Source organism: Microbacterium rhizophilum, from assembly GCF_039605615.1.
Lineage (GTDB): Bacteria > Actinomycetota > Actinomycetes > Actinomycetales > Microbacteriaceae > Microbacterium > Microbacterium rhizophilus.
Window position 1 is genome coordinate 225,317 of record NZ_JBCNUN010000003.1, and the last position, 23,655, is coordinate 248,971.

24 protein-coding genes are annotated in these 23,655 nt (G+C 73.4%); 14 read left to right on the forward strand and 10 right to left on the reverse strand.

What is annotated here, in order from left to right:
* Positions 1-75 precede the first annotated feature (75 nt).
* Both AAD528_RS07675 and AAD528_RS07680 read right to left on the reverse strand, forming a co-directional pair.
* On the reverse strand, positions 76-1,242 hold the full coding sequence (locus AAD528_RS07675) for an MFS transporter (RefSeq protein WP_345751482.1): 1,167 nt from the start codon (positions 1,240-1,242) through the stop codon (positions 76-78).
* Positions 1,243-1,246: 4 nt separating this feature from the next.
* Positions 1,247-1,741, reverse strand: coding sequence for a GNAT family N-acetyltransferase (locus tag AAD528_RS07680; RefSeq protein ID WP_345751483.1), 495 nt, complete (start codon positions 1,739-1,741; stop codon positions 1,247-1,249).
* Positions 1,742-1,812: 71 nt separating this feature from the next.
* Between AAD528_RS07680 and AAD528_RS07685 the strand changes: the two genes are divergently transcribed.
* Positions 1,813-2,628: an LLM class F420-dependent oxidoreductase gene (locus AAD528_RS07685; protein WP_345751484.1), complete on the forward strand. Its 816-nt coding sequence runs from the start codon at positions 1,813-1,815 to the stop codon at positions 2,626-2,628.
* Positions 2,629-2,692: 64 nt separating this feature from the next.
* Here the strand turns inward: AAD528_RS07685 and AAD528_RS07690 are convergent, their stop codons facing one another.
* Positions 2,693-3,142, reverse strand: a complete 450-nt coding sequence (locus tag AAD528_RS07690; protein ID WP_345751485.1) for a DUF4188 domain-containing protein — start codon at positions 3,140-3,142, stop codon at positions 2,693-2,695.
* 99 nt (positions 3,143-3,241) lie between these two features.
* Here AAD528_RS07690 and AAD528_RS07695 point away from each other — a divergent pair, with 99 nt between their 5' ends.
* The 3 genes from AAD528_RS07695 to AAD528_RS07705 all read left to right on the forward strand — a co-directional run bounded on the left by AAD528_RS07695 (position 3,242) and on the right by AAD528_RS07705 (position 6,070).
* The gene (locus AAD528_RS07695) at positions 3,242-3,853 is read left to right on the forward strand and encodes a MerR family transcriptional regulator (protein WP_345751486.1); all 612 of its coding nucleotides are present in this window, start codon (positions 3,242-3,244) and stop codon (positions 3,851-3,853) included.
* Positions 3,854-4,020: 167 nt separating this feature from the next.
* On the forward strand, positions 4,021-4,932 hold the full coding sequence (locus tag AAD528_RS07700) for a 1,4-dihydroxy-2-naphthoyl-CoA synthase (protein WP_345751487.1): 912 nt from the start codon (positions 4,021-4,023) through the stop codon (positions 4,930-4,932).
* Positions 4,933-4,936: 4 nt separating this feature from the next.
* A complete protein-coding gene (locus AAD528_RS07705) occupies positions 4,937-6,070 on the forward strand; it encodes an AMP-binding protein (protein ID WP_345751488.1) in 1,134 nt (377 codons plus the stop codon).
* Between the two features lie 33 nt (positions 6,071-6,103).
* On the opposite strand, the gene AAD528_RS07710 is transcribed toward AAD528_RS07705, so the two are convergent.
* From AAD528_RS07710 to AAD528_RS07720, 3 genes are read right to left on the reverse strand one after another with little or no spacing between them, the layout of a single operon-like run.
* Positions 6,104-7,210, reverse strand: a complete 1,107-nt coding sequence (locus AAD528_RS07710) for a PQQ-dependent sugar dehydrogenase (RefSeq protein WP_345751489.1) — start codon at positions 7,208-7,210, stop codon at positions 6,104-6,106.
* Between the two features lie 52 nt (positions 7,211-7,262).
* Complete coding sequence (locus tag AAD528_RS07715) at positions 7,263-7,727, reverse strand: MarR family winged helix-turn-helix transcriptional regulator (RefSeq protein WP_345751490.1); 465 nt, start codon at positions 7,725-7,727, stop codon at positions 7,263-7,265.
* Positions 7,728-7,762: 35 nt separating this feature from the next.
* Positions 7,763-9,685: an FAD-dependent monooxygenase gene (locus tag AAD528_RS07720; RefSeq protein WP_345751491.1), complete on the reverse strand. Its 1,923-nt coding sequence runs from the start codon at positions 9,683-9,685 to the stop codon at positions 7,763-7,765.
* A gap of 231 nt (positions 9,686-9,916) precedes the next feature.
* On the opposite strand from AAD528_RS07720, the gene AAD528_RS07725 reads away from it, so the two are divergent.
* Positions 9,917-10,876 carry a 1,4-dihydroxy-2-naphthoate polyprenyltransferase gene (locus tag AAD528_RS07725; protein ID WP_345751492.1) on the forward strand — a complete coding sequence of 320 codons (960 nt, stop codon included), beginning with the start codon at positions 9,917-9,919 and terminating at the stop codon, positions 10,874-10,876.
* Positions 10,877-11,018: 142 nt separating this feature from the next.
* Here the strand turns inward: AAD528_RS07725 and AAD528_RS07730 are convergent, their stop codons facing one another.
* Positions 11,019-11,393: a DUF4229 domain-containing protein gene (locus tag AAD528_RS07730; RefSeq protein WP_345751493.1), complete on the reverse strand. Its 375-nt coding sequence runs from the start codon at positions 11,391-11,393 to the stop codon at positions 11,019-11,021.
* An 82-nt stretch (positions 11,394-11,475) separates the two neighbouring features.
* On the opposite strand from AAD528_RS07730, the gene AAD528_RS07735 reads away from it, so the two are divergent.
* Together AAD528_RS07735 and menD are read left to right on the forward strand one after the other, a co-directional pair.
* Entirely contained in the window at positions 11,476-11,880 is a 405-nt protein-coding gene (locus tag AAD528_RS07735) for a PLD nuclease N-terminal domain-containing protein (RefSeq protein WP_345751494.1), read from the forward strand.
* The gene (gene menD, locus AAD528_RS07740) at positions 11,843-13,561 is read left to right on the forward strand and encodes a 2-succinyl-5-enolpyruvyl-6-hydroxy-3-cyclohexene-1-carboxylic-acid synthase (RefSeq protein WP_345751495.1); all 1,719 of its coding nucleotides are present in this window, start codon (positions 11,843-11,845) and stop codon (positions 13,559-13,561) included. The genes AAD528_RS07735 and menD overlap by 38 nt, the downstream gene beginning before the upstream one ends.
* 5 nt (positions 13,562-13,566) lie before the next feature.
* Here the strand turns inward: menD and AAD528_RS07745 are convergent, their stop codons facing one another.
* Positions 13,567-14,016 (reverse strand): hypothetical protein, encoded by a 450-nt coding sequence (locus AAD528_RS07745; RefSeq protein ID WP_345751496.1) that lies wholly within the window; start codon positions 14,014-14,016, stop codon positions 13,567-13,569.
* A 60-nt stretch (positions 14,017-14,076) separates the two neighbouring features.
* Between AAD528_RS07745 and AAD528_RS07750 the strand changes: the two genes are divergently transcribed.
* From AAD528_RS07750 to AAD528_RS07760, 3 genes are all read left to right on the forward strand, one after another.
* A complete protein-coding gene (locus tag AAD528_RS07750) occupies positions 14,077-14,943 on the forward strand; it encodes a polyphosphate kinase 2 family protein (RefSeq protein ID WP_345751497.1) in 867 nt (288 codons plus the stop codon).
* Between the two features lie 246 nt (positions 14,944-15,189).
* On the forward strand, positions 15,190-16,314 hold the full coding sequence (locus tag AAD528_RS07755) for a glycerate kinase (RefSeq protein WP_345751498.1): 1,125 nt from the start codon (positions 15,190-15,192) through the stop codon (positions 16,312-16,314).
* A gap of 1 nt (position 16,315) precedes the next feature.
* Positions 16,316-17,557 (forward strand): FAD-binding protein, encoded by a 1,242-nt coding sequence (locus AAD528_RS07760; protein ID WP_345751499.1) that lies wholly within the window; start codon positions 16,316-16,318, stop codon positions 17,555-17,557.
* 153 nt (positions 17,558-17,710) lie between these two features.
* Here the strand turns inward: AAD528_RS07760 and AAD528_RS07765 are convergent, their stop codons facing one another.
* On the reverse strand, positions 17,711-18,967 hold the full coding sequence (locus AAD528_RS07765; protein WP_345751500.1) for an isochorismate synthase: 1,257 nt from the start codon (positions 18,965-18,967) through the stop codon (positions 17,711-17,713).
* Positions 18,968-19,052: 85 nt separating this feature from the next.
* Here AAD528_RS07765 and AAD528_RS07770 point away from each other — a divergent pair, with 85 nt between their 5' ends.
* The 4 genes from AAD528_RS07770 (at position 19,053) to AAD528_RS07785 (ending at position 22,929) form a co-directional block, all read left to right on the forward strand.
* On the forward strand, positions 19,053-19,592 hold the full coding sequence (locus AAD528_RS07770; RefSeq protein ID WP_345751501.1) for a DUF402 domain-containing protein: 540 nt from the start codon (positions 19,053-19,055) through the stop codon (positions 19,590-19,592).
* Complete coding sequence (locus tag AAD528_RS07775) at positions 19,589-20,413, forward strand: class I SAM-dependent methyltransferase (protein WP_345751502.1); 825 nt, start codon at positions 19,589-19,591, stop codon at positions 20,411-20,413. Before AAD528_RS07770 ends, AAD528_RS07775 begins: the two co-directional genes overlap by 4 nt.
* Positions 20,410-21,468, forward strand: coding sequence for a polyprenyl synthetase family protein (locus AAD528_RS07780; protein ID WP_345751503.1), 1,059 nt, complete (start codon positions 20,410-20,412; stop codon positions 21,466-21,468). The genes AAD528_RS07775 and AAD528_RS07780 overlap by 4 nt, the downstream gene beginning before the upstream one ends.
* 90 nt (positions 21,469-21,558) lie before the next feature.
* Positions 21,559-22,929, forward strand: a complete 1,371-nt coding sequence (locus AAD528_RS07785) for an FAD-dependent oxidoreductase (protein WP_345751504.1) — start codon at positions 21,559-21,561, stop codon at positions 22,927-22,929.
* A gap of 94 nt (positions 22,930-23,023) precedes the next feature.
* Here the strand turns inward: AAD528_RS07785 and AAD528_RS07790 are convergent, their stop codons facing one another.
* The gene (locus AAD528_RS07790) at positions 23,024-23,326 is read right to left on the reverse strand and encodes a hypothetical protein (RefSeq protein WP_345751505.1); all 303 of its coding nucleotides are present in this window, start codon (positions 23,324-23,326) and stop codon (positions 23,024-23,026) included.
* Between the last annotated feature and the right edge of the window lie 329 nt (positions 23,327-23,655).

The following is a 23,655-nucleotide window of genomic DNA, read 5'->3' on the forward strand; positions in this document are numbered from 1 at the left end:
TGACGGGCGGGGCGGATGACGGCGCGTCGCGGGCGGACGCGGAATCCGCTCCTGCGTTGTGCAGACCGGGGCCGGTCAGGAGTCCGGATGCTCCCGGTCGTGGCGGGGGATGAGGGGCCAGGACGCGGCGGGGGCCAGGGCGAGCAGCGCGAACGCGAGCGGGTAGCCGACCAGGCCGATCAGGGCGCCGATGCCGGGGCCGACCACGGCGGCGGCGACGAACTGCCCGGTGTTCTGGATGCCCAGCGCCCGGCCCGACCACGCCGGGCCGGCGAACTCGGCCACCGACGTGAAGGCCGGGCCGTTGTCGGCGACCGACACGCACGTCGCCACGACGAACGCCACGGCGGCGGGCCCGGCCCACTCCAGCCCGGCGACGGCGGCCAGCGCCAGCAGCACGGCGACGCCGGCGATCGCGACGCGGCGCAGCACCTGCACGCGGCCGATCCTGTCCGACCAGACGCCCACGGCGATCCTGCCGAGCGCGCCGGCGAACTGCGCGCCGCCGACCAGCGCGCCCGCGGCCAGGGCGGGCCAGCGCAGCTCCGCCACGAGCCAGACCAGGCCGAACGTCGACAGCGCGAACTGCGGGACGACGAGCAGGATGGACACCGCGTGGATGCGCCAGAGGAAGCCGTGCCCGACGTATGGATTGGCGGCGCGCGGAACCTCGGCGGTGCGCGCCGGCCGGCGCGGATCGCGGATCCCGACGACGCACGCGATCGCGAGCACGCCTGTCAGGATCACCGACAGCAGGATGGCGCCGCCCAGGCCCGCCGCGGACGCGAGCGGCGGCACGGCGAGCGCCGCCACCGTGACGCCGAGCGGCTGCGCCATCTGCCGGATCCCCATCGCGAGGCCGCGCCGCTCGCGCGCGAACCAGCCCACGACGAGCCGCCCGCTCGCGGAACTCGCGCTGCCGGCGGCCATGCCGCCGAGCAGCAGGAACACGCCGAGCCACACGTACCCGTCGGCGAACAGCGCGCCGAGGGCCGCGCCGCAGCCGAGCACCAGCCCCGCGGTGATCGTGACGCGCTCGCCGATCCGGTCCGCCAGCGCGCCCCACGCCACGAGCGTGAGCACGAGGCCGAGGTTCGGGGCGCCCGCGAGCACACCGGCCTCGACCAGACTGAGGCCGCGCTCGCCGTGCAGGAGCGGGATCAGGAACGCCGGCGTCGAGACGAACACCGACCCCGCGAGCTGCGCGCCGATCGCGAGCGCGAGCTGGATCCAGGGCAGCACGCGCTCAGCCGGCGGCCAGCGCCGCCAGGGCGTCGCCGTCGAGGCGCTGCACGGTCCAGCCGTCCATGCCGACGGCGCCGAGCTGCCGGTAGAACCGGATGGACGGCTCGTTCCAGTCGAGCACGCTCCACTCGAAGCGGCCGCAGCCCCGCTCCGTGCACTCGCGGGCGAGGGCCCGCATCAGCGCGAGCCCGTAGCCGCGGCCGCGATGCGCCTCGCCGACCACGAGGTCCTCGAGGTAGATGCCGTTCAGGCCCGTCCAGGTGGAGTAGTTCAGGAACCAGATCGCGATGCCCGCGACCTCGCCGCCGTTCTCGACGACGTGCGCGAACACCGTCGGGTGCTCGCCGAACAGCGTCTCGTGCAGCATCTCGGGCGTCGACGTGACGGCATCCGGCTCGCGCTCGTAGACGGCGAGCTCGACGATCAGGGCGAAGATGCCGGGGACGTCGGCCGGAGTCGCGCGGCGCAGGATGGCGCCGTCCTCGAGAGTCTGCATCCCGCCAGCGTATCCAGGGCGGATCCCCGCGATCCGCCCTCGCCGCTCTCCCGTGCCCCTAGCCTGGCGCCATGGCAGACCTCTCCTTCGACACCGACCGCCCCGTGCGCCTCGGCGTGCAGCTCGCTCCCCAGCACCACGCGTCCTACGCGGTGATCCGCGACGCCGTGACGCGACTCGAGGACATGGGCGTCGACGTCCTGTTCAACTGGGATCACTTCTATCCGCTGTCGGGGGACCCGGACGGCACCCACTTCGAGGGGTGGAGCATGCTCGCCGCGTGGGCCGAGCAGACCGAGCGCGTCGAATTCGGCCCGCTCGTGAACTGCAACAGCTACCGCAATGCCGACCTCCAGGCGGACATGGCCCGCACGATCGACCACATCTCGAAGAAGGGCGGCGACACGGGCCGCTTCATCTTCGCGACCGGATCGGGCTGGTTCGAGCGCGACTACGACGAGTACGGGTACGACTTCGGCACGGCGGGGCAGCGACTGGACGCGCTCGCCGAGGCGCTGCCGCGGATCGAGGCGCGCTGGGCGCAGCTGAACCCGGAGCCGACGCGGGACATCCCGATCCTGATCGGCGGCAAGGGCGAGCAGAAGACGCTGCGCCTCGTCGCGCGGCACGCGGACATCTGGCACAGCTTCGTGCCGGCGGAGGGCCTGCCGGGCAAGTTCGACGTGCTGAAGCGCTGGGCGGAGACGGAGCAGCGCGACCTGTCGACCCTCGTGATCTCGAACGAGCTGAAGGGCCGCGGCGAGCAGGACGCGCGAGCGCTGTTCGACGCCGGTGTGCGCCTGTTCACCTTCGGCGTCTCCGGCCCGGAGGTCGACTTCGACGGCGTGCGGCGCTGGCTCGACTGGCGCGACGCCGTCAACGGCTGACGCGAGCGGGCATGCCGGTGCCGAGCGGGCATGCCGGTGCCGCTCGGGGGTCCGGATCGGCGGGTCAGGCGGCGTCGAAGCGCTGCCGCGCGCGATCGAGCCGCGCCGTGACGGGCTTCAGGCCGGTCGCGGCGCCGAGGCCCGTGGGCGGCATGCCCACGTAGATCGACTCCGCGCGCGACACCGCGAAGGTTTCGTGCCAGATGCCGACCGCGCCCTCGGCGCCGCGGGCGCGGTGGTTGAAGGCGGCCCACGCGGGGCGGTGATGCGCCCGCGGATCCGACGCGTACGCGTACAGCTTGTCGATGCTCGTCCAGTACTGCAGCACGGTGGGCGTGCGCGGGAAGCCGAACAGGCGGTGCCCGATCATGCCGGAGTCAGGGTCGCTCGCGAGCTCCCGGATCATCGACGGCATCGCCGTGAACGTCGGCCACCACAGGTCGGGGCGCGACCACCGATTGATGCGCATGCCGATCAGGAAGACGACCAGCTCGCCGTCGTGATCGTGGGTCATCCGCCCTGTGTGCGCGATCATCCGGCCGTCTCCTCGCATAATGGTGAGTGGAACTCTCCAATAATGGGGAGTTGCACTATCCAATGTCAAGGGGTGACGATGCGGATCTCCGAACTCGCGCGCGCGACGGACGTGCCGGTCGCGACCGTCAAGTACTACCTGCGCGAGGGCCTCGTGCCGCCGGGGCGGCTGACGTCCTCCACGCAGGCGCAGTACGACGACGAGCACGTCGCGCGGCTGCGGCTCGTGCGCGCCCTGCTCGGCCCGGCGCGGCTCACGATCGCGCAGGTGCGCGGGGTGCTGGCGGCGGTCGACGAGCCCGAGCCCGATCTGTTCGTCACCCTGGGACGCGCCCAGCACGCGACCGCCCCCGCGACGGAGGCGGCCGATCCGTCGCCGGCGCTCGCGCTGATCGCGCGCGCCGGCTGGGACGTCGACCCCGCGGGACCCGAGGTCGCGCAGGTCGCGGACGCGCTCGCGGCCCTCGACGCCGCGGGCTTCGCGATGCCGGGCGCGAACGTCGACGCGTATCTCGAGGGCGTCGGGCGGATCGCCGCGTCGGAGATCGACAATCTGCCGGAGGGCTCCGCGGCCGAGGCCGTCCGCTATGCCGTGCTCGGCACGATCCTGATCGAGCCGCTGCTGCTCGCCCTGCGCCGCGTCGCCCACCAGCACGCCGCCCGGCGGCGCCTCGGGGGGCCGTCATCGTAGGTCATGTCCCACCTGCGGCCCGAATCCGCGCGACGAACGGGCGCGAAGTGGGACGCGACCGGGCGGGAACCGGCGGGAAGTGGGACATGACTCGCGGGAGTCAGTCGCGGGGGTGCCGGAGCGGCGAGCTCCTGCTTGCATATCAGGGGCGGGAATAGTCTGGAGCGGTGACCGACACCTTCGTCTCCGACCTGTTCGACGCGTCCGAGTGGGATGCCGCCCCGGGATCCGAGGCGTACCGGGACATCACGGCGCACGTGTCGAAGGACGGCCGGATCGCGCGCATCGCGTTCGACCGCCCCGAGGTGCGCAACGCGTTCCGACCCGCGACGGTCGACGAGCTGTACCGCGCGCTCGACACCGCGCGCCAGGATCCGCGGATCGGCGTGGTGCTGCTGACGGGCAACGGGCCGAGCCCGAAGGACGGCGGCTGGGCGTTCTGCTCGGGCGGCGACCAGCGGATCCGCGGCCGCGACGGCTACAAGTACTCGTCCGACGAGGGCGCCGTGACCGACTCGGCGCGCGCGGGGCGCCTGCACATCCTCGAGGTGCAGCGGCTCATCCGGTTCATGCCGAAGGTCGTGATCGCGGTCGTGCCCGGGTGGGCGGCGGGCGGCGGGCATTCGCTGCACGTGGTGTGCGATCTCACGGTCGCGTCGGCCGAGCACGGCCGCTTCAAGCAGACCGACGCGGACGTCGGGTCCTTCGACGCCGGATACGGATCCGCATACTTCGCGCGTCAGATCGGCCAGAAGCTCGCGCGCGAGGTGTTCTTCCTCGCGGAGGAGCATTCCGCGCAGCGCATGTACGAGATGGGCGCCGTCAACCGGGTCGTGCCGCACGCCGAGCTCGAGCGCGAGGCGATCGCGATGGCGCGGGTGATCCTCACGAAGTCGCCCACGGCGATCCGGATGCTGAAGTTCGCCTTCAACGCGGTGGACGACGGCCTGCCAGGCCTGCAGGTGTTCGCGGGCGAGACCACGCGCCTGGCCTATGGCACCGACGAGGCCGTCGAGGGCCGCGACTCGTTCCTCGAGAAGCGCGAGCCCGACTGGTCGCCCTTCCCCTGGCACTACTGAGCACATGAGGCTCGAACGGCTCGACGGCGACGACCCGCGCGCGGTGCTGCGGGCGCTGCGCGCGGCGCTCGGCGCGGGACCCGCGGTGGCGCTCGGCGCCGCCGGGGAGCTGCCGGAGGAGGTGCCCGCTGGGACCGCGGTGGTGGTGACGACCTCCGGATCCAGCGGCGTGCCGAAGAGCGTGATCCTGTCGCGCTCGGCGCTGACCTCGAGCGCGCTCGCGACGGCCGATCGGATCGGCTCCGGCCAGTGGCTGCTGGCGCTGCCGGCCTCGTACGTCGCGGGCGTGCAGGTGCTGGTGCGCTCGCTCGTGCAGGGGACCGAGCCGGCGATCCTGTCCGGGCGGTTCTCCGCCGCGGCCTTCGCGCATGTCGTCTCCGGCATGCACTCCTCGCACGGCGGAGAGCGCGTGCCGACGTACACCTCGCTCGTGCCCGCGCAGCTGCAGGCGCTGGTCGACGCGGCGGACGAGGACCGGGGCGTGCGGGCCGCCCTGGCGTCGTTCGAGGCGATCCTGATCGGCGGGCAGGCCCTGCCGATCGCGCTGCGCGAGCGCGCCGCGGTTCACGGGGCGCGGATCGTCCGGACCTACGGATCGAGCGAGACCTCAGGGGGCTGCGTCTACGACGGCGTGCCGCTCGACGGCGTCCGCGTCGCGACGGTGGACGGCGAGCTGCGGATCGCCGGGCCGACCCTCGCCGAGGGCTACCTCGGCGACGCGGAGCTGACGGAGCGGATCTTCGTGCGCGACGCGGACGGCGCCCGCTGGTATCGCACGGGCGACGCGGGGGCAGTCGAGGACGGCGTCGTGCGCGTGACGGGGCGGATCGACAACGTGATCGTGTCGGGCGGGATCAACGTCTCGCTCGACCGCGTCGAGCGGGTGGCGCGCGAGGTGCTGGATGCCGTGGTGGTCGGCGCGCCGGACGAGCGCTGGGGCGAGACCCCGGTGCTCGTCGCGCGGCGCGCGGACGCGACGGATCCGGATGCCGCGCTCGCCGCGGTGCGCGACGCCGTCGGCGCCCACGTCGGCACGGCCGCGCGACCCAGCCGGATCCTGCTCGTCGACGAGATCCCGCGCCTGTCCTCGGGCAAGCCCGACCGCCGGGCGCTGGAGCGGCTCGCTCGCGGGGGCTGAGGCCGGGGTCGTCTCTGCTCGCCTGCGGCTCGCTCAGCGACCGGTGGGCAGCTCGATGCGGATGATGCGGTCGTCGTCCGGCCCGGGGTCGCCGCGGCCGTCGGTGTTGTTGGTGAGGATCCAGATGCCGCCGTCCGGCGCCGCGGCGACGTCGCGCAGCCGGCCGAACTCGCCCGTGTGCAGTTCGATGCCCTGCTCGGGCGCCGCGACCGTCATGGCGCGCAGGCGCTCGCCGCGCAGGTTCGCGATCAGGATCGCGTCGTCCACGATCGCCATGCCGCTCGGGCTCGCCTCCGAGGTCGCCCACTGCAGCAGCGGATCCTCGAAGCCGCGGTCGCGCCCGCCGGCGCCCTCGACCTCCGGCCAGCCGTAGTTCCGGCCCGCCACGATCCGGTTCAGCTCGTCCCACGTGTTCTGCCCGAACTCGGTGGCGTACATCGTGCCGTCCGAGGACCACGCGAGACCCTGCACGTTGCGGTGCCCGAGCGAGTACACGAGCGATGCCGGATCCGGATTGCCCGGAGCCGGATCGCCGTCCGGCGTCATGCGCAGGATCTTGCCGCCGAGCGATGCGGGATCCTGCGCGTTCGACGGATCGCCCGCGTCGCCCACGCCCGCGTACAGCATGCCGTCGGGACCGAACGCGAGCCGGCCGCCATTGTGGTTCGATCCGGCGGGCAGGCCGTCGAGGATCGTCTCGGCCGCGCCGAGCGCACCGCCCTCGAGCGCGAAGCGCTGGATGCGGTTGCCGTCCGGGCCCGTGGAGTACGCGTAGAGCCGCCCCTCCTCGTCGAACGCGAGGCCGAGCAGGCCGCCCTCTCCGCCGTGCACGACGCCGTCGACCACGCCGATCCCGTGCGTGGATCCGTCGTCGGCGAGACGCAGGATCCGGCCCGAGTCGCGCTCGCTCACGAGCACGAGGTCACCCGAGCGGGCGATCGACCAGGGCGCCTGCAGGCCTCGCGCGACCACCTGGGGGGCGGACTGCTCGGGCGGCGGAGCGGCGGCGTCCGTCGGGGTCGCGGCGGGATCAGTCGGCGACGGGACGGGCAGCGCGGTCGGGCCGGGGTCAGGCGGCGCGCAAGCCGAGAGCGCGAGCGCGGCGAGGAGCGCCGCCGCTGCCGCCGCCCGTGCCGTCATGAGGCCACCGTAGGCCGCGGGGCGGGGCGGGGCGAGGGGCGGGTCGCCGGGCTCAGTCCCCCGACAGGAGACCCTGGCGCTGCGCGCCGGCGAGCATCGTCCGCAGCATGCGGCGCAGCTCGCCGCGGTCCTCGCGGGAGAGGTCCCCGGCCATGACGGTCTCGAGGCCGTCGACGCGGGGTCGCAGCTCGGTCACCGTGGCGCGGCCGAGACGCGTGAGCCGCAGCACGTTGCGGCGGCGGTCGGCCGGATCCATGGCGCGCTCGATCAGGCCACGCCGGGTCATCCGGCTCACGAGATCGGCGATCGTGGAGCGATCGAGGTCGAGCTCCGCGCCCAGCGTCGCCTGGCTGAGACCGGGCAGGCGCTCGAGCACCGTCAGCACGGCGTACTGCACGCTCGTGACGTCGCGGGAGACGTCGCGCTGCCATGCCGCCAGGTGCATCTGCTGCGCGCGCCGCAGCAGATGCCCGAGGTGCCGCAGCGGCTCCGGCGCGTCGTCGATCGGGTGTTCCACCCGTTCATCCTGCCTCAGCAGCGGGCCCGCGCCCGTCACGCGATCGCGGCGGCGGCCGGGGTGAGGATGCGGTCGAAGAACGCCGCGAGCTCCTCGTATCCGTCCAGCGGCAGGACGTGCGCGATGTACTGGTCGGGGCGCACGACCACGAGGGCGCCCGTCTCGCGGTCGACGCCGCGAGCGCGGAACACGTCGATGTCCGCGGTCGCCGCCGACCCGACCGGCGCGGCCGTGTACGCCTTCTCGTAGTCGACCAGGCCGAGCGCCCCGTTCCGCGGCCGCAGGATCTCGGGGAGCGCCGTGAAGTCGATGTCGTGCAGATGCGCCTGCAGGATGCCGCGCACGTCGAAGACCGCATCGACGTCGTCGCCGTCGCGACGGAACCGCACGACGGGGGAGGACGGATCCGTCGCCAGCCAGTACGCGAGCGCGCGCAGCCGGGTCTCGTCCCGGTCCCCGAACGCGTACAGGCGCCAGCGACCGTCGGCCTCGTGCGCGTGGCCGAGCTCGACCAGGCGGCCGTCGCCGACCCGCACGACCGGCGCCGAGTGGAAGCGCGTGCCGATCTCGAACCCGGTGGCGAGGGCCTGGTGCGTGCCCTCGCCCGTGAGCGACGAGGGCGAGTAGCGCGCCGCGACGCCGGCCGTGTAGCGACCCTGCCGCGTCCAGTACTCGGCGAGCTCGGCGGGCGAGACGCCGCCGCGCTCCGGGTGATCCGGATCCTTCGCGGGCTGCGCCAGCATGGCCGACCACTCCTTGTCGAAGTCGATCAGCTCCTGCGCGATCGGGCGGCGCTCGGCGTCGTAGGTCTCCAGCAGCGCCTCGGGCGCGCGGCCCGTGAGCACCGCGGCGAGCTTCCAGCCCAGGTTGAACGCGTCCTGCATCGACACGTTCATGCCCTGGCCCGCCTTGGCCGAGTGCGTGTGGCAGGCGTCGCCCGCGATGAACACGCGGGGCGCGCGGTCGCGCCCGGCGGCGTCGTCGAAGCCGTCCGCGATGCGCTGCGCGACCTCGTACACCGAGGACCACACGGTCTCGCGCACGTCGAGCGAGTACGGATGCATCACGCCGTTCGCGACCTCGACGATCTGCGCGGCCGACATCGCGCGCAGGCGCTCGCGGTTCTCGTCGGTGACGGTGCCGAGGTCGACGTACAGCCGCGCGAGGCGTCCGCCCTCGCGGGGGATGATCAGGATCGAGCCCCGCCCGTCCGACTGGATCATGGTCTTGTAGCGCAGGTCGGGGAAGTCGGTGTCGGCGAGGACGTCCATGACGCCCCACGCGTGGTTCGCCGCGTCGCCCGACAGCGAGCGGCCGATCGCCCGGCGCACGCCGCTGCGGGCGCCGTCGGCGCCGACCACGTAGCGGGCCCGGATCGAGCGGGTCCGGCCGGTCGCACCGTGGGCGTCGTGATGTGCGAGCGTGACGGTCACCGGGGCGTCGTCGTCCGGCGTCTCGAGCGACTCGAAGGCCCAGCCGTAGTCGGGCTCGAGACGCGAGGGCTGCTTCCGCATCGACTCGAGCAGATAGTCGTGCACGCGCGCCTGGTTCATGATCACGTGCGGCATCTCGCTCAGGCCGTCCTCGACGTCCTGCACGCGGCTCGTGCGCACGATGTCACGCCGATCGGCCGGATCCGGCTGCCACATGATCGTCTCGTTGACCCAGTACGACTCGGCGAGCAGCTTCTGCGCCACGCCGAACGCCTGGAACATCTCGACGGAGCGGCACGCGACGCCGTCGGCCTGACCCCGCAGCAGCGGCCCGGTGCGGCGCTCGACGATGCGGGTCCGGATCTGCGGGAACCGCGCGAGCTGCGCCGCCAGAACGAGCCCGGCGGGACCGGTGCCGACGATCAGCACGTCGACCTCGTCGGGCAGGCCCGGCTGCCATCGGTCGGCGGCCGCGGGCGCGACGGTCGGGTCGCCGGGGTGGTAGCCGTGCTGGAAGTACTGCATCGGGATCTCCCTCGATCGCCTGCTCGCGCTCGTCGCGAGGGCCCCAGCGTATTACTCAGTACCCCAACGATGCAAGCGAAGGTGCTCCATCCACGGACACAACGCAGGACGGATTCCGCCACCCGGGCGTGACATCCACGGGACCCCGGGGACCGGTCGCCGGCGGGCGGATCCGGATCCTGCGCTGTGCGGACGAGGGGGACGGGATCCCGCTCGGTAAACTCGGGAATCGTGGCGAAGCGCACCAGCACCCGAGGCATCAGCGGCAACCCGGCCAAGCGCAGCTCCGCGCGCACGGCGGCGTCGCCGACCGCGGCGCCCGTGACGCTGGGGGACTGGATCGGCGCCGCGCGGCTGCGCACGCTGCCCCTCGCGGTCGCCCCGGTCGTGATCGGCACGGGCGCGGCCATCCTGGTCAGCGGCCTGTTCCACTGGGTGCTGGCGCTCGCGTGCCTCGCGGTCGCGGTGACGCTGCAGATCGGCGTGAACTTCGCCAACGACTACAGCGACGGCATCCGCGGCACCGACGCGCACCGCGTCGGGCCCGCCCGCCTCACGGCCTCGGGACGCGTGCGGCCGCGCACCGTGCTCATCGCCGCGTTCGCGTTCTTCGCCCTGTCGGCCGTCGCGGGGCTCGCGATCACGATCCGCACGCAGCAGTGGTGGTTCATCGTGGTCGGCCTCGTGTGCATCGTCGCGGCGTGGTTCTACACGGGCGGCCGGCGGCCGTACGGCTACAACGCGCTCGGCGAGGTGTTCGTCTTCGTCTTCTTCGGCCTGGTCGCGACGCTCGGCACCACGTGGGTGCAGGCGCTCGCGCTGCCCCAGGAGGCGTGGGTCGGCGCGATCGGCGCCGGCCTGCTGGCGTGCGCCGTGCTGCTCGCCAACAACCTGCGCGACATCGACCAGGACCGCCGTGTCGGCAAGCGCACGCTCAGCGTGCTGATCGGCCGGCGCGGCACGCAGATCCTCTACACGGCGTTCATTGTGCTCGCGTTCGGGACGTCGTGGTTCCTGGCGTTCTTCTACCCGATCGCGTGGATGGCGTCGCTGGCGCTGCTCGCGGCGGGCCCGGCGATCCTGATCGTCTGGACCTACCGGCAGCCGCGCGAGCTCGTCACGGCCCTGGCGCTGACGTCGCTGACCGCGCTCGGCTATGCGGGCTTCCTGTTCTGGAGCTTCGCGGGGTGAGGTTGCCCGGCATCTGGTGCGGTCGACGTGCAGGACGCCGCGATCCGACCCGGTGCGAACGAAGTGAGCGTTGAGCGAAGCGAATGCCGACCATCTCGAGAACGAGACATTCAGGGGATGGAGCGTCAGCGACAGCCTTCGATCACGAGTCCCGGCGCGGAGCGTCGGGCGAGCGATCGATCACGTTCTCCGCACGGCCCCGCGAAGCGGGAGGAGAATGCATGGCGCGGTCGTTGGCCTCGTCCTCGAGCTCGTCCTCGATTTCGCGCTCGGTGCGGGCCCGGGGCGCGGTCTCGGCGGCCTCGCGGCGCGCGGCGAGCGACTGGGACACGTCGCCCAGCGGGCGGCGGAGGAACAGCACCGAGATGCTCAGGCCGATCAGCGCGGAGAAGATCGCGGCCAGCCACCACAGGTCGTGGAACGCCGGCAGCAGCATCATCAGCCCGAACGGCACCAGGAACGCCGCGAGGCGCAGCACCGAGTAGACGAGGAGCGAGACACCGGCCGACTTCTTCACGTCGACCAGCCTAGATTCGCCGCCTGAACGCCCGCCGCGTCAAGCCCATCCCGTGCCCGTCCGGCGCGCCTAGGATGAGGAGGTGGCACGCCTTCTCATCGTTCTCGGCATCGCCGCGGTCGTGTTCTGGGTCTTCAGCATCGTCGACTGCGCGGTGCAGTCGCCGTCGCGCCATCGGGGCGTCTCGAAGGGCGCGTGGATCGCGATCGTCGTGCTGATCCCGGTGCTGGGAGGCATCCTCTGGTTCGTGCTGGGGCGCGCGCGCAAGCAGCCCCCGGGACGCGTCGTCGCCCCGGACGACGACCCGAACTTCCTCGGCACCCTCAAGGGCGTGAGCGACCAGGACGAGCGGATCCGCCTGCTCGAGGAGGAGCTCGCGCGCCTGGACTCGGAGACCGACGAGCAGCCGAAGCCCGGCGACGACGAGAAGCCGGACGAGCCGAACGGCGATGACGACCCCCGCGGACGCCGCGGCGGGACGCTCTGACGTGAGCCGCGGCACCGGCGCCTCGCCGGCGAGCGACGCGGCGGCCGCGCTGCTCGACGAGCTCGTCGGCCAGGGCGTGCGTCACATCGTCGTCAGCCCCGGCTCGCGCTCCCAGGCGCTCGCGCTCGCGGCGGCGGCGCTCGAGCGGGCGGGACGCGTCCGGCTGCACGTGCGGATCGACGAGCGCGTGGCCGGCTTCACGGCGCTCGGCATCGGCCGCGAGACCCGCGTGCCCGCCGTCGTGATCTGCACCTCCGGCACGGCGGTCGCGAACCTGATGCCGGCCGCGCTGGAGGCGTCTCATGCGGGCGTGCCGCTGCTGCTGCTCACGGCCGACCGGCCGCCCGAGCTGCGCGGGGTGGGCGCGAATCAGACGACGACGCAGCCCGGCATGTTCCGCAATCTGCTCTTCGCGGACGACCTGCCGACGCCGGAGGGGACGGCGGGCGAGCTGGACCACGTGCGCGAGACGGCCGCGGAGGCGTATGCGCGGGTGACGCGGGGACCCGAGCAGGGCGTCGGTCACCTGAACCTGCCGTATCGCGAACCGCTCGCCGGATCGCTCCCGGCGTGGTTCGAGGCGGGCGAGTCGCGGGCGGGGGCGCCGGCGCGCGCGCCGGAACCCGGTGACCCGCTCACGCTGTCACAGGGCATGCGCACCGTGGTGATCGCAGGCGCCGACGCGGGCCCCGCGGCCGAGGAGACCGCGCACGCCGGCGGCTGGCCGCTCATCGCCGAGATCGTGAGCGGCGCCCGCTTCGGCCGGCAGATCGTCCACGGCTACCGCGCGCTGCTGCGCGATCCCGCCCTGGGCGGTCGCATCGAGCGCGCCGTGGTGTTCGGTCACCCGACGCTGTCCCGCGAGGTGACGGCGCTCCTGTCGCGCGCCGACGTCGAGGTGATCGCCGTCGCCGGCCCGGGCGAACTGCTCGATCTCAACCACGAGACGATCGGAGCGCCGTCCGTCACCGTCGAACCGGGCGATCCGGATCGCGAGTGGCTTGGATCCTGGATGCGCGCGTCCGCCGCGCAGGCCGTCGACCTGGACGCCCCCGCACCGGATCTCGACGGGCTGACGTCGAAGGATCCGCTCGCCCGCGCGCAGGCGACCCGCGCCGAGCTCGCGGCCATCCGGCGTCCGCTCGACCGGGAGCAGCTGGCCGCCGCGGTGTGGGCCGCGACCTGGCCGCACGACCGGCTGATGTTCGGGTCGTCGCGCCTCGTCCGCGTCGCCGACGCGGTGCTGCCCGGCAAGCGCGTGCCGGTGCACGCCAACCGCGGGCTCGCCGGCATCGACGGCACGATCTCCACCGCGCTCGGCATCGCTCTCGCGAGCCAGGACGCCGACCGCCCGGGCGTCACGCGCGTCCTGCTGGGCGACCTGACGCTGCTGCACGACGTCGGCGCGCTGCTGCTGCCGGTCTCGGAGGAGCATCCGCGGATCCAGCTGATCGTCGCGAACGACGGCGGCGGCACGATCTTCGACGGCCTCGAGGTCGCCGCGCTCGCCTCGCGCGACGACATGGATCGCGTGCAGTACACGCCGCAGTCCGCGGATATCGCGGGGCTCGCGGCCGCGTACGGCTGGGAGCACACGCGCGTCACCACCCGCTCGGCACTGGACCAGGCGCTCATCACCCCCGGCGCGCGCCGCATCATCGAAGTCCCGCTCGAGCGCTGACGCGCTCACGCGCGCACGGCCCGCGCCGCGATCAGGGACACCGGGACGTGCCCTGCGGCGAGCACGAGCGCCGCGAGCGCGATCCACGGATTCGCGAGCCACGCCCCGGCGGCCAGGAACGCCAGCACCGGCAGCACGGCCATCGGCACGGGCACGCGCCAGAGCGGCCGGTACAGCAGCTCGGCGGTGCGGCCGCCGCGCAGATAGCGCGCCCACAGGGCCCAGTACGGGATGACGGCGGTCGCCACCGCGAGCGACCACCACGGCGCGATGCGCCCCGGGGCGACGATGACCGGCATCACGAGGCACAGCGCCTGGCCCGCACGCTCGAGCACCCCGAGCCACCGCGGCGGCCGCGCGTCCGGCAGGCCGTCGCGCGGCGGATGGCGGATCAGCAGCAGGCTCGGCGCGAGCACGGCGACGCTCACGATCAGCCCGAGCGGCGAGAACCCCATCCCCGCACGGTAGCCAGCGACCCTCGCGAGAGGAAGGATCCGAGTGGTTGACTGTCCGCCATGATCGCCCAGAGTCAGGTCAAGTGGAACCAAGACGCGCTGCGGGCCCTGCGCGTGACCAGGGGCTTCCGGCTCGAGGACGTCGATCCCCGCTCGACCCCCGGCTACGACGGCGACAAGCACCACGGCGAGGTCGACCTGCGGGCCGGGCTGGATCAGCTCGCCCAGTACCAGGAGCGGCTGTACGCCGCCAGCCGCGGCGGCACGGCGACGGATGCCGTGCTGCTCGTGCTGCAGGCGATGGACTCCGCCGGCAAGGGCGGCGTCATCCGGCACGTGGTGGGAGGCGTCGATCCGCAGGGCATCCAGCTGGCGGCGTTCAAGGCGCCCACGGAGGAGGAGCTCGCGCACGACTTCCTGTGGCGCATCGAGAAGCGACTGCCCGGTCCCGGCCTGATCGGGGTGTTCGACCGCTCGCACTATGAGGACGTGCTGATCGGCCGCGTCCGCGGGCTCGCCGAGCCGCGGGAGATCGAGCGGCGGTACGGCGCCATCGTCGACTTCGAGCGCCGCCTCGCCGACCACGGCACCCGGATCATCAAGGTCATGCTGCACATCTCGCCCGAGGAGCAGGGCGAGCGACTGATGGACCGCCTCGAGCGCCCCGACAAGCACTGGAAGTACAACCCCGGCGACGTCGACGAGCGCGCCCGCTGGGGCTCCTACATGGACGCTTACCAGACCGTGCTCACGCGCACCTCGACCGACGAGGCGCCCTGGTACGTCGTGCCCGCGAACCGCAAGTGGTTCGCGCGCCTGGCCGTGCAGGAGCTGCTGCTCGAGACCCTCGAGGCCATCGACCCCCAGTGGCCGAAGGCCGACTTCGACGTCGAGCACGAGAAGGCCCGCCTGAAGGCCACGCTGTAGTTCTCGAGGTCCCGCGGCGCGGCTGCGGCTGCGGCTGTCGCAGCCACCTGCGAACGAAGTGAGCGTGGAGCGCAGCGACTGCCGACCATCCCGACAACGCGACGTCCGCCCCGGATGGAGCCCTGCGACAGCCATCGATCGCGAGCGCCCGCGCTTGCGCGGGTCGAGCGATCGATCTCGCTCCCATGCACTACCCGCGAAGCGGAAAAGAGAACGCACTACCCGCGAAGCGGCAGAATAAAGAGGGTGAGTCTCCGCGTCGTCATCGCCCCCGACAGCTTCAAGGGCACGTGCGCCGCGGCCGACGCCGCGCGGGCGCTCGCGGATGGGTGGTCGAGCGCGCGACCCGGCGACGAGGTCATCCTGCGGCCCATGGCCGACGGCGGCGAGGGCACGCTCGACGCGTTCGCGACCGCCATCCCGGACGCGCGGCGCATGCCCGTGCGGGTCACCGGTCCCGCGGGGCTCCCGATCGACGCGTCGTGGCTGCTGCTGCCGCCCGGCGAGGGGACGCCCGGCGGCACCGGTGTCGTCGAGCTGGCCTCCACGTCGGGCATCGAGCTGCTGCACGGGGATCTCCGCGGGCGCGACGCGTCCACGCTCGGCTTCGGGCAGGCGATCCGCGCGGCCGTGGATCACGGCGTCTCGCGGCTGGTCCTGGGCATCGGATCCAGCGCGTCCACCGACGGCGGGATCGGCGCCCTCACGGCGCTCGGCGCCCGCTTCACGGACGCGTACGACCTGTCCATCCCGCCCGGCGCGGCCGGTCTCGAGGAGCTGGTGAAGGCCGACCTCACGCGCCTGCGGCCGGCACCGGACGTGCTCGTGCTGACGGACGTCACCAACCCGCTCACGGGGCGCCGGGGTGCCGCGGCGGTCTTCGGTCCGCAGAAGGGCCTCGACGCCGATGGCGTCGCGCGCGCCGATGCGGGACTCGTGCGCCTCGCGGCCCTGCTGGACGCGGATCCGGACGCTCCCGGCGCGGGGGCCGCGGGCGGCACCGGATTCGGCCTGCTCGCCTGGGGCGCGCGACTCGCGGGTGGCGCGGCGGAGATCGCGGCGCTGACCGGCCTGCCCGACGCGATCGCGGGCGCGGACCTCGTGATCACGGGCGAGGGGTCGTACGACGGGCAGTCGGCGGACGGCAAGACGCCGGCCTTCGTGACCGGGCTCGCCCGCGACGCGGGCGCTCGGGCGGCGATCGTCGCCGGCCGCATCGCCGGGGACGCCGACACCGCGGGCCTCGAGGTGGTCTCCCTCACCGCGCTCGCCGGCTCGCCCGATGCGGCCATGGCGGATCCGCCCAGGTGGCTGCGCGAGGCGGGCACGCGGATCGCCGCCGGCGCCGATGACGAGCGGAAGGACGCCTGACATGGAGCTGACGAACTGGGCGGGCAACGTCCGCTTCCGGGCGAGCCGGATCGCGAACCCGGCGACCGTGGACGACGTGCGGGAGATCCTGACCGGCCCCGGCGGAGTGCGGGCGCTGGGATCCGGGCACTCGTTCAGCCTGATCGCGGACACCGACGCGACCCTCGTCTCCACCGCGGGTCTCGTGTCGGAGCCGCGTGTCGATCCGGACGCCCGCACCGTCACGATCGGCGCGGGCGTGCGATACGGCGATCTGGCTCGGGCGCTCGAGGCGCAGGGCTGGGCGCTGTCGAACCTCGCCTCGCTGCCGCACATCTCCGTGGGCGGCGCGATCGCCACCGGCACGCACGGATCCGGCGACGGCGTCGGCACGCTCTCGTCCGCGGTCGCGGCGATCGAGCTGGTGACCGCGACGGGCGACGTCCTGACGCTGCGCCGCGGCGACGCCGCGTTCGACGGCGCGGTCGTCTCGCTCGGCGCCCTCGGCATCGTCACGGCGGTGACGCTCGACATCGAACCGTCGTTCGAGGTGCGCCAGAGGCTGTACGAGCGCCTGCCGCTCGAGACCGCGCTCGCGCACTTCGACGCGCTGATGGGCGCCGCCTACAGCGTGAGCCTGTTCCTGCGGTGGACGGATCCGGATGTCGTCGACCAGGTGTGGACGAAGTCGCGCGGCGAGGACGCGCCCGCGATCCCGGGGGACCCGGCGCCCGCGACCGAGTCGCTGCACATGCTCGCGGGCGTCTCGCCCGAGGCCTGCACGCCCCAGCTCGGCGTGCCGGGACGCTGGCTCGACCGGCTGCCGCACTTCCGGCTGAGCCACACTCCCTCCAGCGGCGCCGAGCTGCAGTCCGAGCACCTCGTGCCGCGCCGTCACGCGGTCGCGGCGATCCGCGCGATCCGGGAGCTGGCGGACGACATCGCCCCGCTCATCCAGGTCACGGAGATCCGGTCGATGCGCGCCGACTCCCTGTGGCTGAGTCCGGCGTACGAGACCGACGCGGTGGGCCTGCACTTCACGTGGCTGCCGGACCAGCCGGCCGTCGAGGCCGTGGTCGCGAAGATCGAGGCCGCGCTCGCGCCGTTCGCGGTGCGCTCGCACTGGGGCAAGCTCTCCGCCATGACCGCCGCCGCCCGCGCCGCGGTGTGGCCGCGCCTGGCCGACTTCGCCGCGCTCAGCCGCGAGCTCGACCCCGAGGGCCGCCTCCGCAACCCGTACCTGGGCTTCCTGGACGAGCTGTAACAGGCACGAAGGCCATTGGAGACTTCGGGTCCCTGTGCGAGCGAAGCGAGCGTGCCGCGAAGCGGCCGACCAGCGCGTGGATGGAGCGCCAGCGACAGCCATCGAGCGCGAGCGCCGGCGCGAAGCGTCGGCCGAGCGATCGATCACGCGCGGCTAAGCGAGACTGTCCACGATCGGGCGGAACTTCACCCTCGTCTCGAGCAGCTCGGCCTCGGGGATGCTGCCGGCGACGATGCCGCCGCCCGCGTGGGCGACGACCGCGCGGGTACCGTCGCCGGGCGCGCCGAACTGCGCGCAGCGCAGCGCGATGGCCCACTCGCCGTCGCCGTCGCCGTCGATCCAGCCGACCGGGCCCGCATAGCGGCCGCGGTCGAAGGGCTCGATGCGACGGATCGCGGCCATCGCGGCATCGCGCGGGGTGCCGGCGACAGCCGCCGTCGGGTGCAGCGCGCGCACCATGTCGAGCGCGCTGGATCCGTTCGACAGCGTTCCCTCGACATCCGTCGCGAGGTGCCACAGGTTGGGCAGCTTGAGCGTGAAGGGCTGCTCGGCCGCGGCCAGCGCCGACGTGTGCGGGCGCAGCGCGTCGACCACCGACCGCACGGCGTACTCGTGCTCGTCGACGTCCTTCGGGCTCGCGGCGAGCTCGGCGATGATCGCGGTGTCCTCGTCGGCGTCCGCGCCGCGCGCCCGGGTGCCGGCCAGCACGCGCGCCGTGACCTCGCCGCCGCGCACCGTGACGAGCGTCTCGGGGCTCGCGCCGATGATCCCGCCGACCGAGAACGTCCACGTGTCGGGGTAGCCGCTCGCGAGCGCGCGCACCAGGCGGCGCAGGTCCGCGTCGGCGGGCACGGTACCCGCGACGTCGCGCGCGATCACGACCTTCTGCACCTCGCCGGCCTCGATGGCCGCGAGCGCCGCGCGCACCGCGTCGCCGTGCGCGGCGGGGTCCATGCGCCCGGGCCCGAGCGTGGCCGACCAGTGGGAGCCGTACTCCGTCGGCGGCGGTTCCGGCGCCGGATCGGCGCCGGCCCGGCGGATCCGGGTGATCCAGGATCGCCCGCGGCGGCGCCCGAGGATCATCGCCGGCACGGTCAGCGTGCCCGGGAGGGCGGATGCCGGGTCGAACGGGAGCGCGCCGAATGCGACGAGTCCCGTGCCCGGCAGGCGCACCTCGTCGTCGACCTCCGCGGCCGCGGACACCGCGCGCCACCGCGCGGCGAGCTTCGCGATCTGCTCCGGACCCGAGGCGCTCGCGTTCCAGAGCGCGTGCCGCGCGCCCACCAGCAGATCGCCGCGCCGCTGCCACGCGGTCGGCCACGCGGGGTCGGCCCACAGCAGCGGATCCTCGACCGGATCGGTCTCCCGGGTCTCCACGAGCAAGCGCGGCACGTCGGGCGAATCGGTCACCCCGTCAGCCTAGTTCCGCCGGTCGGGGCCCTCGCCCGGCGGTCGCTCGACGTCGAGCGACCTCGGCCCGCCTAGGCTCGAGCCCATGCGCCTCGCTCCCGGAACCCCGCTCGACTTCCGCTGGCGGAAGTGGGACGGGTCCCCGCACTGGGAGCACGAGTGCGTGTACCTCGGATCGGACGAGTGGGGCGACTGGGTCGGCCAGCGGATCGGATCGCACAGCTTCCGTCCCGGTCGGGAGGTCACGCTGCGCTCGCCGAGCGTCATGATGCTGCCCGCCGGCCGGCAGGACCACGTGCTGACCTTCAACGGCTCGCCCGAGCTCACGCGCGTGTACATCGACGTGGCATGGGATGTGCGGTGGCCGGAGGGGGGCCTGCCCACCGCGATCGACATGGATCTCGACGTCGTCCGGCGCCTGGACGGGCGCGGCGTCTACATCGACGACGAGGACGAGTGGCAGGAGCACCGCGTGCTGTACGGCTATCCGCCCGACGTGGTCGAGGCCCTCGAGGCCACCGCACGCGACCTCGAGCGCCGCGTGCGCGCGCTCGAGCCGCCGTTCGACGAGGCCACGGCCGACCGCTGGCTCGGCGCGCTGGCGCGCCTAGACTCGAACGCGTGACTCCCCGCGCCGGAAGCCCCGAGCCCAACCGCGCCGACCTCGGCAAGGACCCGGCGCGCGTGAGCGGCATGTTCGACCAGGTCGCCGCCAAGTACGACGTGACGAACACCGTGCTGAGCGTCGGCAACGACCGCCTGTGGCGCGTCGCGACCACGCGCGCCGTCGCGCCGAAGCCGGGGGAGCGCATCCTCGACCTCGCGGCCGGAACGGGCGCATCCTCCATCTCGCTCGCCCGCGGCGGCGCGCGCGTGGTCGCGGCCGACTTCTCGCCCGGCATGATCGCCGAGGGACGCCGCCGGCACGGCGCCGTCCGCAACCTGGAGTTCGTCGAGGCCGACGCCACCGCGCTGCCCTTCGGCGACGGCGAGTTCGACGCCGTGACGATGTCCTTCGGCCTGCGCAACGTCAAGCAGCCGCGGCAGGCCCTCGCCGAGCTGCTGCGCGTCACCCGGCCCGGCGGCCGCCTCGTGATCTGCGAGTTCTCGCACCCGCCCGTGCCGGCGATCCGCGGTCTCTACCGCTACTACAACGACCGCGTCCTGCCCCGCATCGCCCGCGTGGTCTCCTCCAACACCGAGGCGTACGACTACCTCAACGAGTCGATCAAGCAGTGGCCGGATCAGCCGACGCTGTCGTCCTGGATCCGCGACGCCGGATGGGGGGACGTCGCGTATCGCGACCTCAGCTTCGGCATCGTCGCGCTCCACCGTGCTGTGAAGCCGGCGCAGCCGGACGCCGTGAAGCCGGCGGAGCCGAAGTCCTTCGACGCCGAGACGGGCGACGACCGGGGCGCGGGCGCCGCCGGTAGGCTGGACGCGTGACCCCCCGACCGACGACGGGCTCGTCCGTGGCGAGCCGATTCGGCCTGAGCGAGCGCGTGTTCGCCGGACCCGGATCCAAGCGGCTCATCGGCCTGATCGAGGAGGGCCTGGTGTCCGTCGAGGCGCGCCTCGCGGAGGAGCTGCGCTCGACCGACGCCCTGGTCGACGCCACCAGCCGCTACCTGTACGAGGCGGGCGGCAAGCGCGTGCGCCCGATGCTCACGATGCTCGCCGCGCAGCTCGGCAACGGCGCGGTCCCGGCCGTGATCGACGCGGCCACGGCGCTCGAGCTCACCCACCTCGGATCGCTGTACCACGACGACGTCATGGACGGCGCCGACCGCCGCCGCGGTGTCGCGAGCGCCCATCAGGTGTGGGGCAACAGCATCGCGATCCTGACCGGCGACCTGCTGTTCTCGCGCGCGAGCCAGATCATGGCGCGTCTCGGCGATCGAGCCATGGCGCTGCAGGCCGACACGTTCGAGCGTCTCGTGCTCGGCCAGATGCATGAGACCGTCGGCGTGCAGCCGGGCCAGGATCCCATCGCGTTCTACATCCAGGTGCTCGCCGACAAGACCGGATCGCTCATCGCCGCGTCGGTGCAGGCGGGCGCGATCTTCTCGGACGCCGACGAGCGCTACCGCGAGCCGCTGCGCGTCTACGGCGAGAAGGTCGGCGTCGCGTTCCAGCTGCTCGACGACGTGATCGACCTGTCGGCCGACGCCGCCGAGACCGGCAAGGTGCCGGGCACCGATCTGCGCGCGGGCGTGCCCACCATGCCCTACCTGCTGCTCGCCGCCGCCGGCGACCCCGAGGCGCAGGCGCTGACCGCGCGCATCGACGACGGCGTCGCGCGGATCGGCGCGGGCGAGGACTCCGCGATCCTGGACGAGCCGCTCGCCGAGCTCCGCGATCATCCGGCGACCGCGCGCACGCGCGAGCTCGCGCTGACGTGGACGCGCGAGGCGATCGACGCGCTCGCTCCGCTGCCGCGCGGGGGAGTGCGCGAGGCGCTCGTCCGCTTCGCCGAGTCGCTCGTCGACCGCAGCAGCTGATCCTCGCCCGGATCCGTCCAGGATCAGCGGGCAGACTCATGAGATGCATCCGGGCCCGACGGCCCGACAGCACCGCCTGAAAGGGAACCAATGACCAAGCTGAGGCTGGCCATCGTCGGCGCGGGACCCGCCGGCATCTACGCCGCGGACATCCTGCTGAAGACCGAGCGCAGGTTCGACGTGTCGATCGACCTGTTCGAGCACCTGCCCGCGCCGTACGGGCTCGTGCGCTACGGCGTGGCGCCCGACCACCCGCGCATCAAGGGCGTGATCGGCGCGTTGCGGGAGGTGCTCGACCGCGGCGACATCCGCCTGTTCGGCAACGTGCGCTTCGGCGAGGACATCACGCTCGACGATCTCCGCACGCACTACAACGCCGTGATCTTCGCGACCGGCGCGGTGCGCGACGCCGACCTCGCGATCCCGGGCATCGACGCCGAGGGGTCCTACGGCGCGGCCGACTTCGTGAGCTGGTTCGACGGCCACCCCGACGTGCCGCGCACGTGGCCGCTCACCGCGCCGTCCGTCGGCGTGATCGGCAACGGCAACGTCGCGCTCGACGTCTCGCGCATCCTCGCCAAGCACGCGGTCGATCTGCTGCCGACGGAGGTGCCGCAGAACGTGTACGAGATCCTCGAGGCCTCGCCCGTCACCGACGTGCATGTGTTCGGCCGCCGCGGGCCCGCGCAGGTGAAGTTCACGCCGCTCGAGCTGCGCGAGCTCGGCGAGCTGCGCGACGTCGACATGGTCGTGTACGACGAGGACTTCGACTACGACGAGGCGTCCAAGGCGGCGATCGAGACCAACAAGCAGGTCAAGGTCATCGACCGCGTGCTGCAGTCGTGGCGACAGCGCGACTCGGCGAACAACGCCGGCGGCACGGCCTCGCGCCGCCTGCACCTGCACTTCTGGGCGAAGCCCGTGGAGGTGAAGAAGGACGAGCAGGGCCGTGTGGCCGCGCTCGTCTACGAGCGCACGAAGCCGGACGGACAGGGCGGCGTGGTCGGCACCGGCGAGCTGCGCGAGGTGCCGATGGGCCAGCTCTACCGTGCCGTCGGCTACTTCGGCTCGCCGCTCCCGGGCGTGCCGTTCGACGAGCGCCACGGCGTCATCCCGAACCACGAGGGCCAGGTGCTCTCGCAGGACTCGAACGACCGCATCCCCGGCATGTACGCCACCGGCTGGATCAAGCGCGGGCCCGTGGGCCTGATCGGCCACACCAAGTCCGACGCGATGGAGACCATCCAGCACGTGGTCAACGACCAGGGCTCCTGGTGGCAGCCCGCCGACCCGTCGGAGGACGCCATCCCGGCGCTCCTCGCCGAGCGCGGAGTCGCCTGGACCGACCTCGACGGCTGGCATCGCCTCGACGAGCACGAGGTCGCCCTCGGCGCCCCCACGGGCCGCGCGCGCATCAAGGTCGTCCCGCGCGACGAGATGATCCGCATCTCCCGCGACTGATTCGCGCTCCGCTGACGAGACGTCACCCAGGCCATGAGACCTCAGCGGTCCGCTGAGGTCTCATGGTGGTGATGCGTCTCGCCGGCCCTCGGCGTCACCGTCCGAAGAGGGGCGACATCGGGTCGAACGCGCGCAGGCCGAACAGGAGCCAGCCGCCGCCCCAGAGCGCTCCGGCCGGGATCGCGGCGAGAAGCCGGACCCACGCGCTTCGCGCCCACGGGACGAGCTGCACCGCGAGCAGGAGGAGCAGGCCTCCGCCGGCGCACAGGAAGATCGCGAACGGGATCTCGTCGTAGGCGACGTACTGCGGCGAGTAGCAGCCGACGCCGCACAGGCTGAACGCCGCCAGGGCCAGCATGGGGAACGAGAGCGCCGACGCGACGGGGACGGTCCACAACAGGTGCAGGGCGGAGCGCCCTCGCCTGCCGGCTCTGGATCGCTCGGCCGACACCATTCCCTGCGCTCCCCTCGCCGCGAGACGGCCGCCTCGACCCGAGCGTTCGGTGATGCCCCGTGCTCGAGGTCTCGGATCTCGCGGTCACGCTATCGCAGGAGACGTCCCGACGAGGGCGGGCGCTTCGCCGTCCGGCGCGCCGCGGGGAGGCGTCCGCGTGCTTCCGCGCGAGGAACCGCTTTCACGAGAAACGGTCGTCCGGCGACGTTGACGGGCCGCGGAATGTGTGCGCTACCATCCATTTGAACCGTTTCAAATCGGATCCGGAAGCT

Bases quoted from the DNA above. Each gene is read 5' to 3' on its own strand.
- AAD528_RS07680 (WP_345751483.1), bottom strand. From the start codon at position 1,741: ATGCAGACTCTCGAGGACGGCGCCATCCTGCGCCGCGCGACTCCGGCC.
- AAD528_RS07685 (WP_345751484.1), top strand. From the start codon at position 1,813: ATGGCAGACCTCTCCTTCGACACCGACCGCCCCGTGCGCCTCGGCGTG.
- AAD528_RS07690 (WP_345751485.1), bottom strand. From the start codon at position 3,142: ATGACCCACGATCACGACGGCGAGCTGGTCGTCTTCCTGATCGGCATG.
- AAD528_RS07695 (WP_345751486.1), top strand. From the start codon at position 3,242: ATGCGGATCTCCGAACTCGCGCGCGCGACGGACGTGCCGGTCGCGACC.
- AAD528_RS07705 (WP_345751488.1), top strand. From the start codon at position 4,937: ATGAGGCTCGAACGGCTCGACGGCGACGACCCGCGCGCGGTGCTGCGG.
- AAD528_RS07710 (WP_345751489.1), bottom strand. From the start codon at position 7,210: ATGACGGCACGGGCGGCGGCAGCGGCGGCGCTCCTCGCCGCGCTCGCG.
- AAD528_RS07720 (WP_345751491.1), bottom strand. From the start codon at position 9,685: ATGCAGTACTTCCAGCACGGCTACCACCCCGGCGACCCGACCGTCGCG.
- menD (WP_345751495.1), top strand. From the start codon at position 11,843: ATGACGACCCCCGCGGACGCCGCGGCGGGACGCTCTGACGTGAGCCGC.
- AAD528_RS07745 (WP_345751496.1), bottom strand. From the start codon at position 14,016: ATGGGGTTCTCGCCGCTCGGGCTGATCGTGAGCGTCGCCGTGCTCGCG.
- AAD528_RS07750 (WP_345751497.1), top strand. From the start codon at position 14,077: ATGATCGCCCAGAGTCAGGTCAAGTGGAACCAAGACGCGCTGCGGGCC.
- AAD528_RS07760 (WP_345751499.1), top strand. From the start codon at position 16,316: ATGGAGCTGACGAACTGGGCGGGCAACGTCCGCTTCCGGGCGAGCCGG.
- AAD528_RS07770 (WP_345751501.1), top strand. From the start codon at position 19,053: ATGCGCCTCGCTCCCGGAACCCCGCTCGACTTCCGCTGGCGGAAGTGG.
- AAD528_RS07785 (WP_345751504.1), top strand. From the start codon at position 21,559: ATGACCAAGCTGAGGCTGGCCATCGTCGGCGCGGGACCCGCCGGCATC.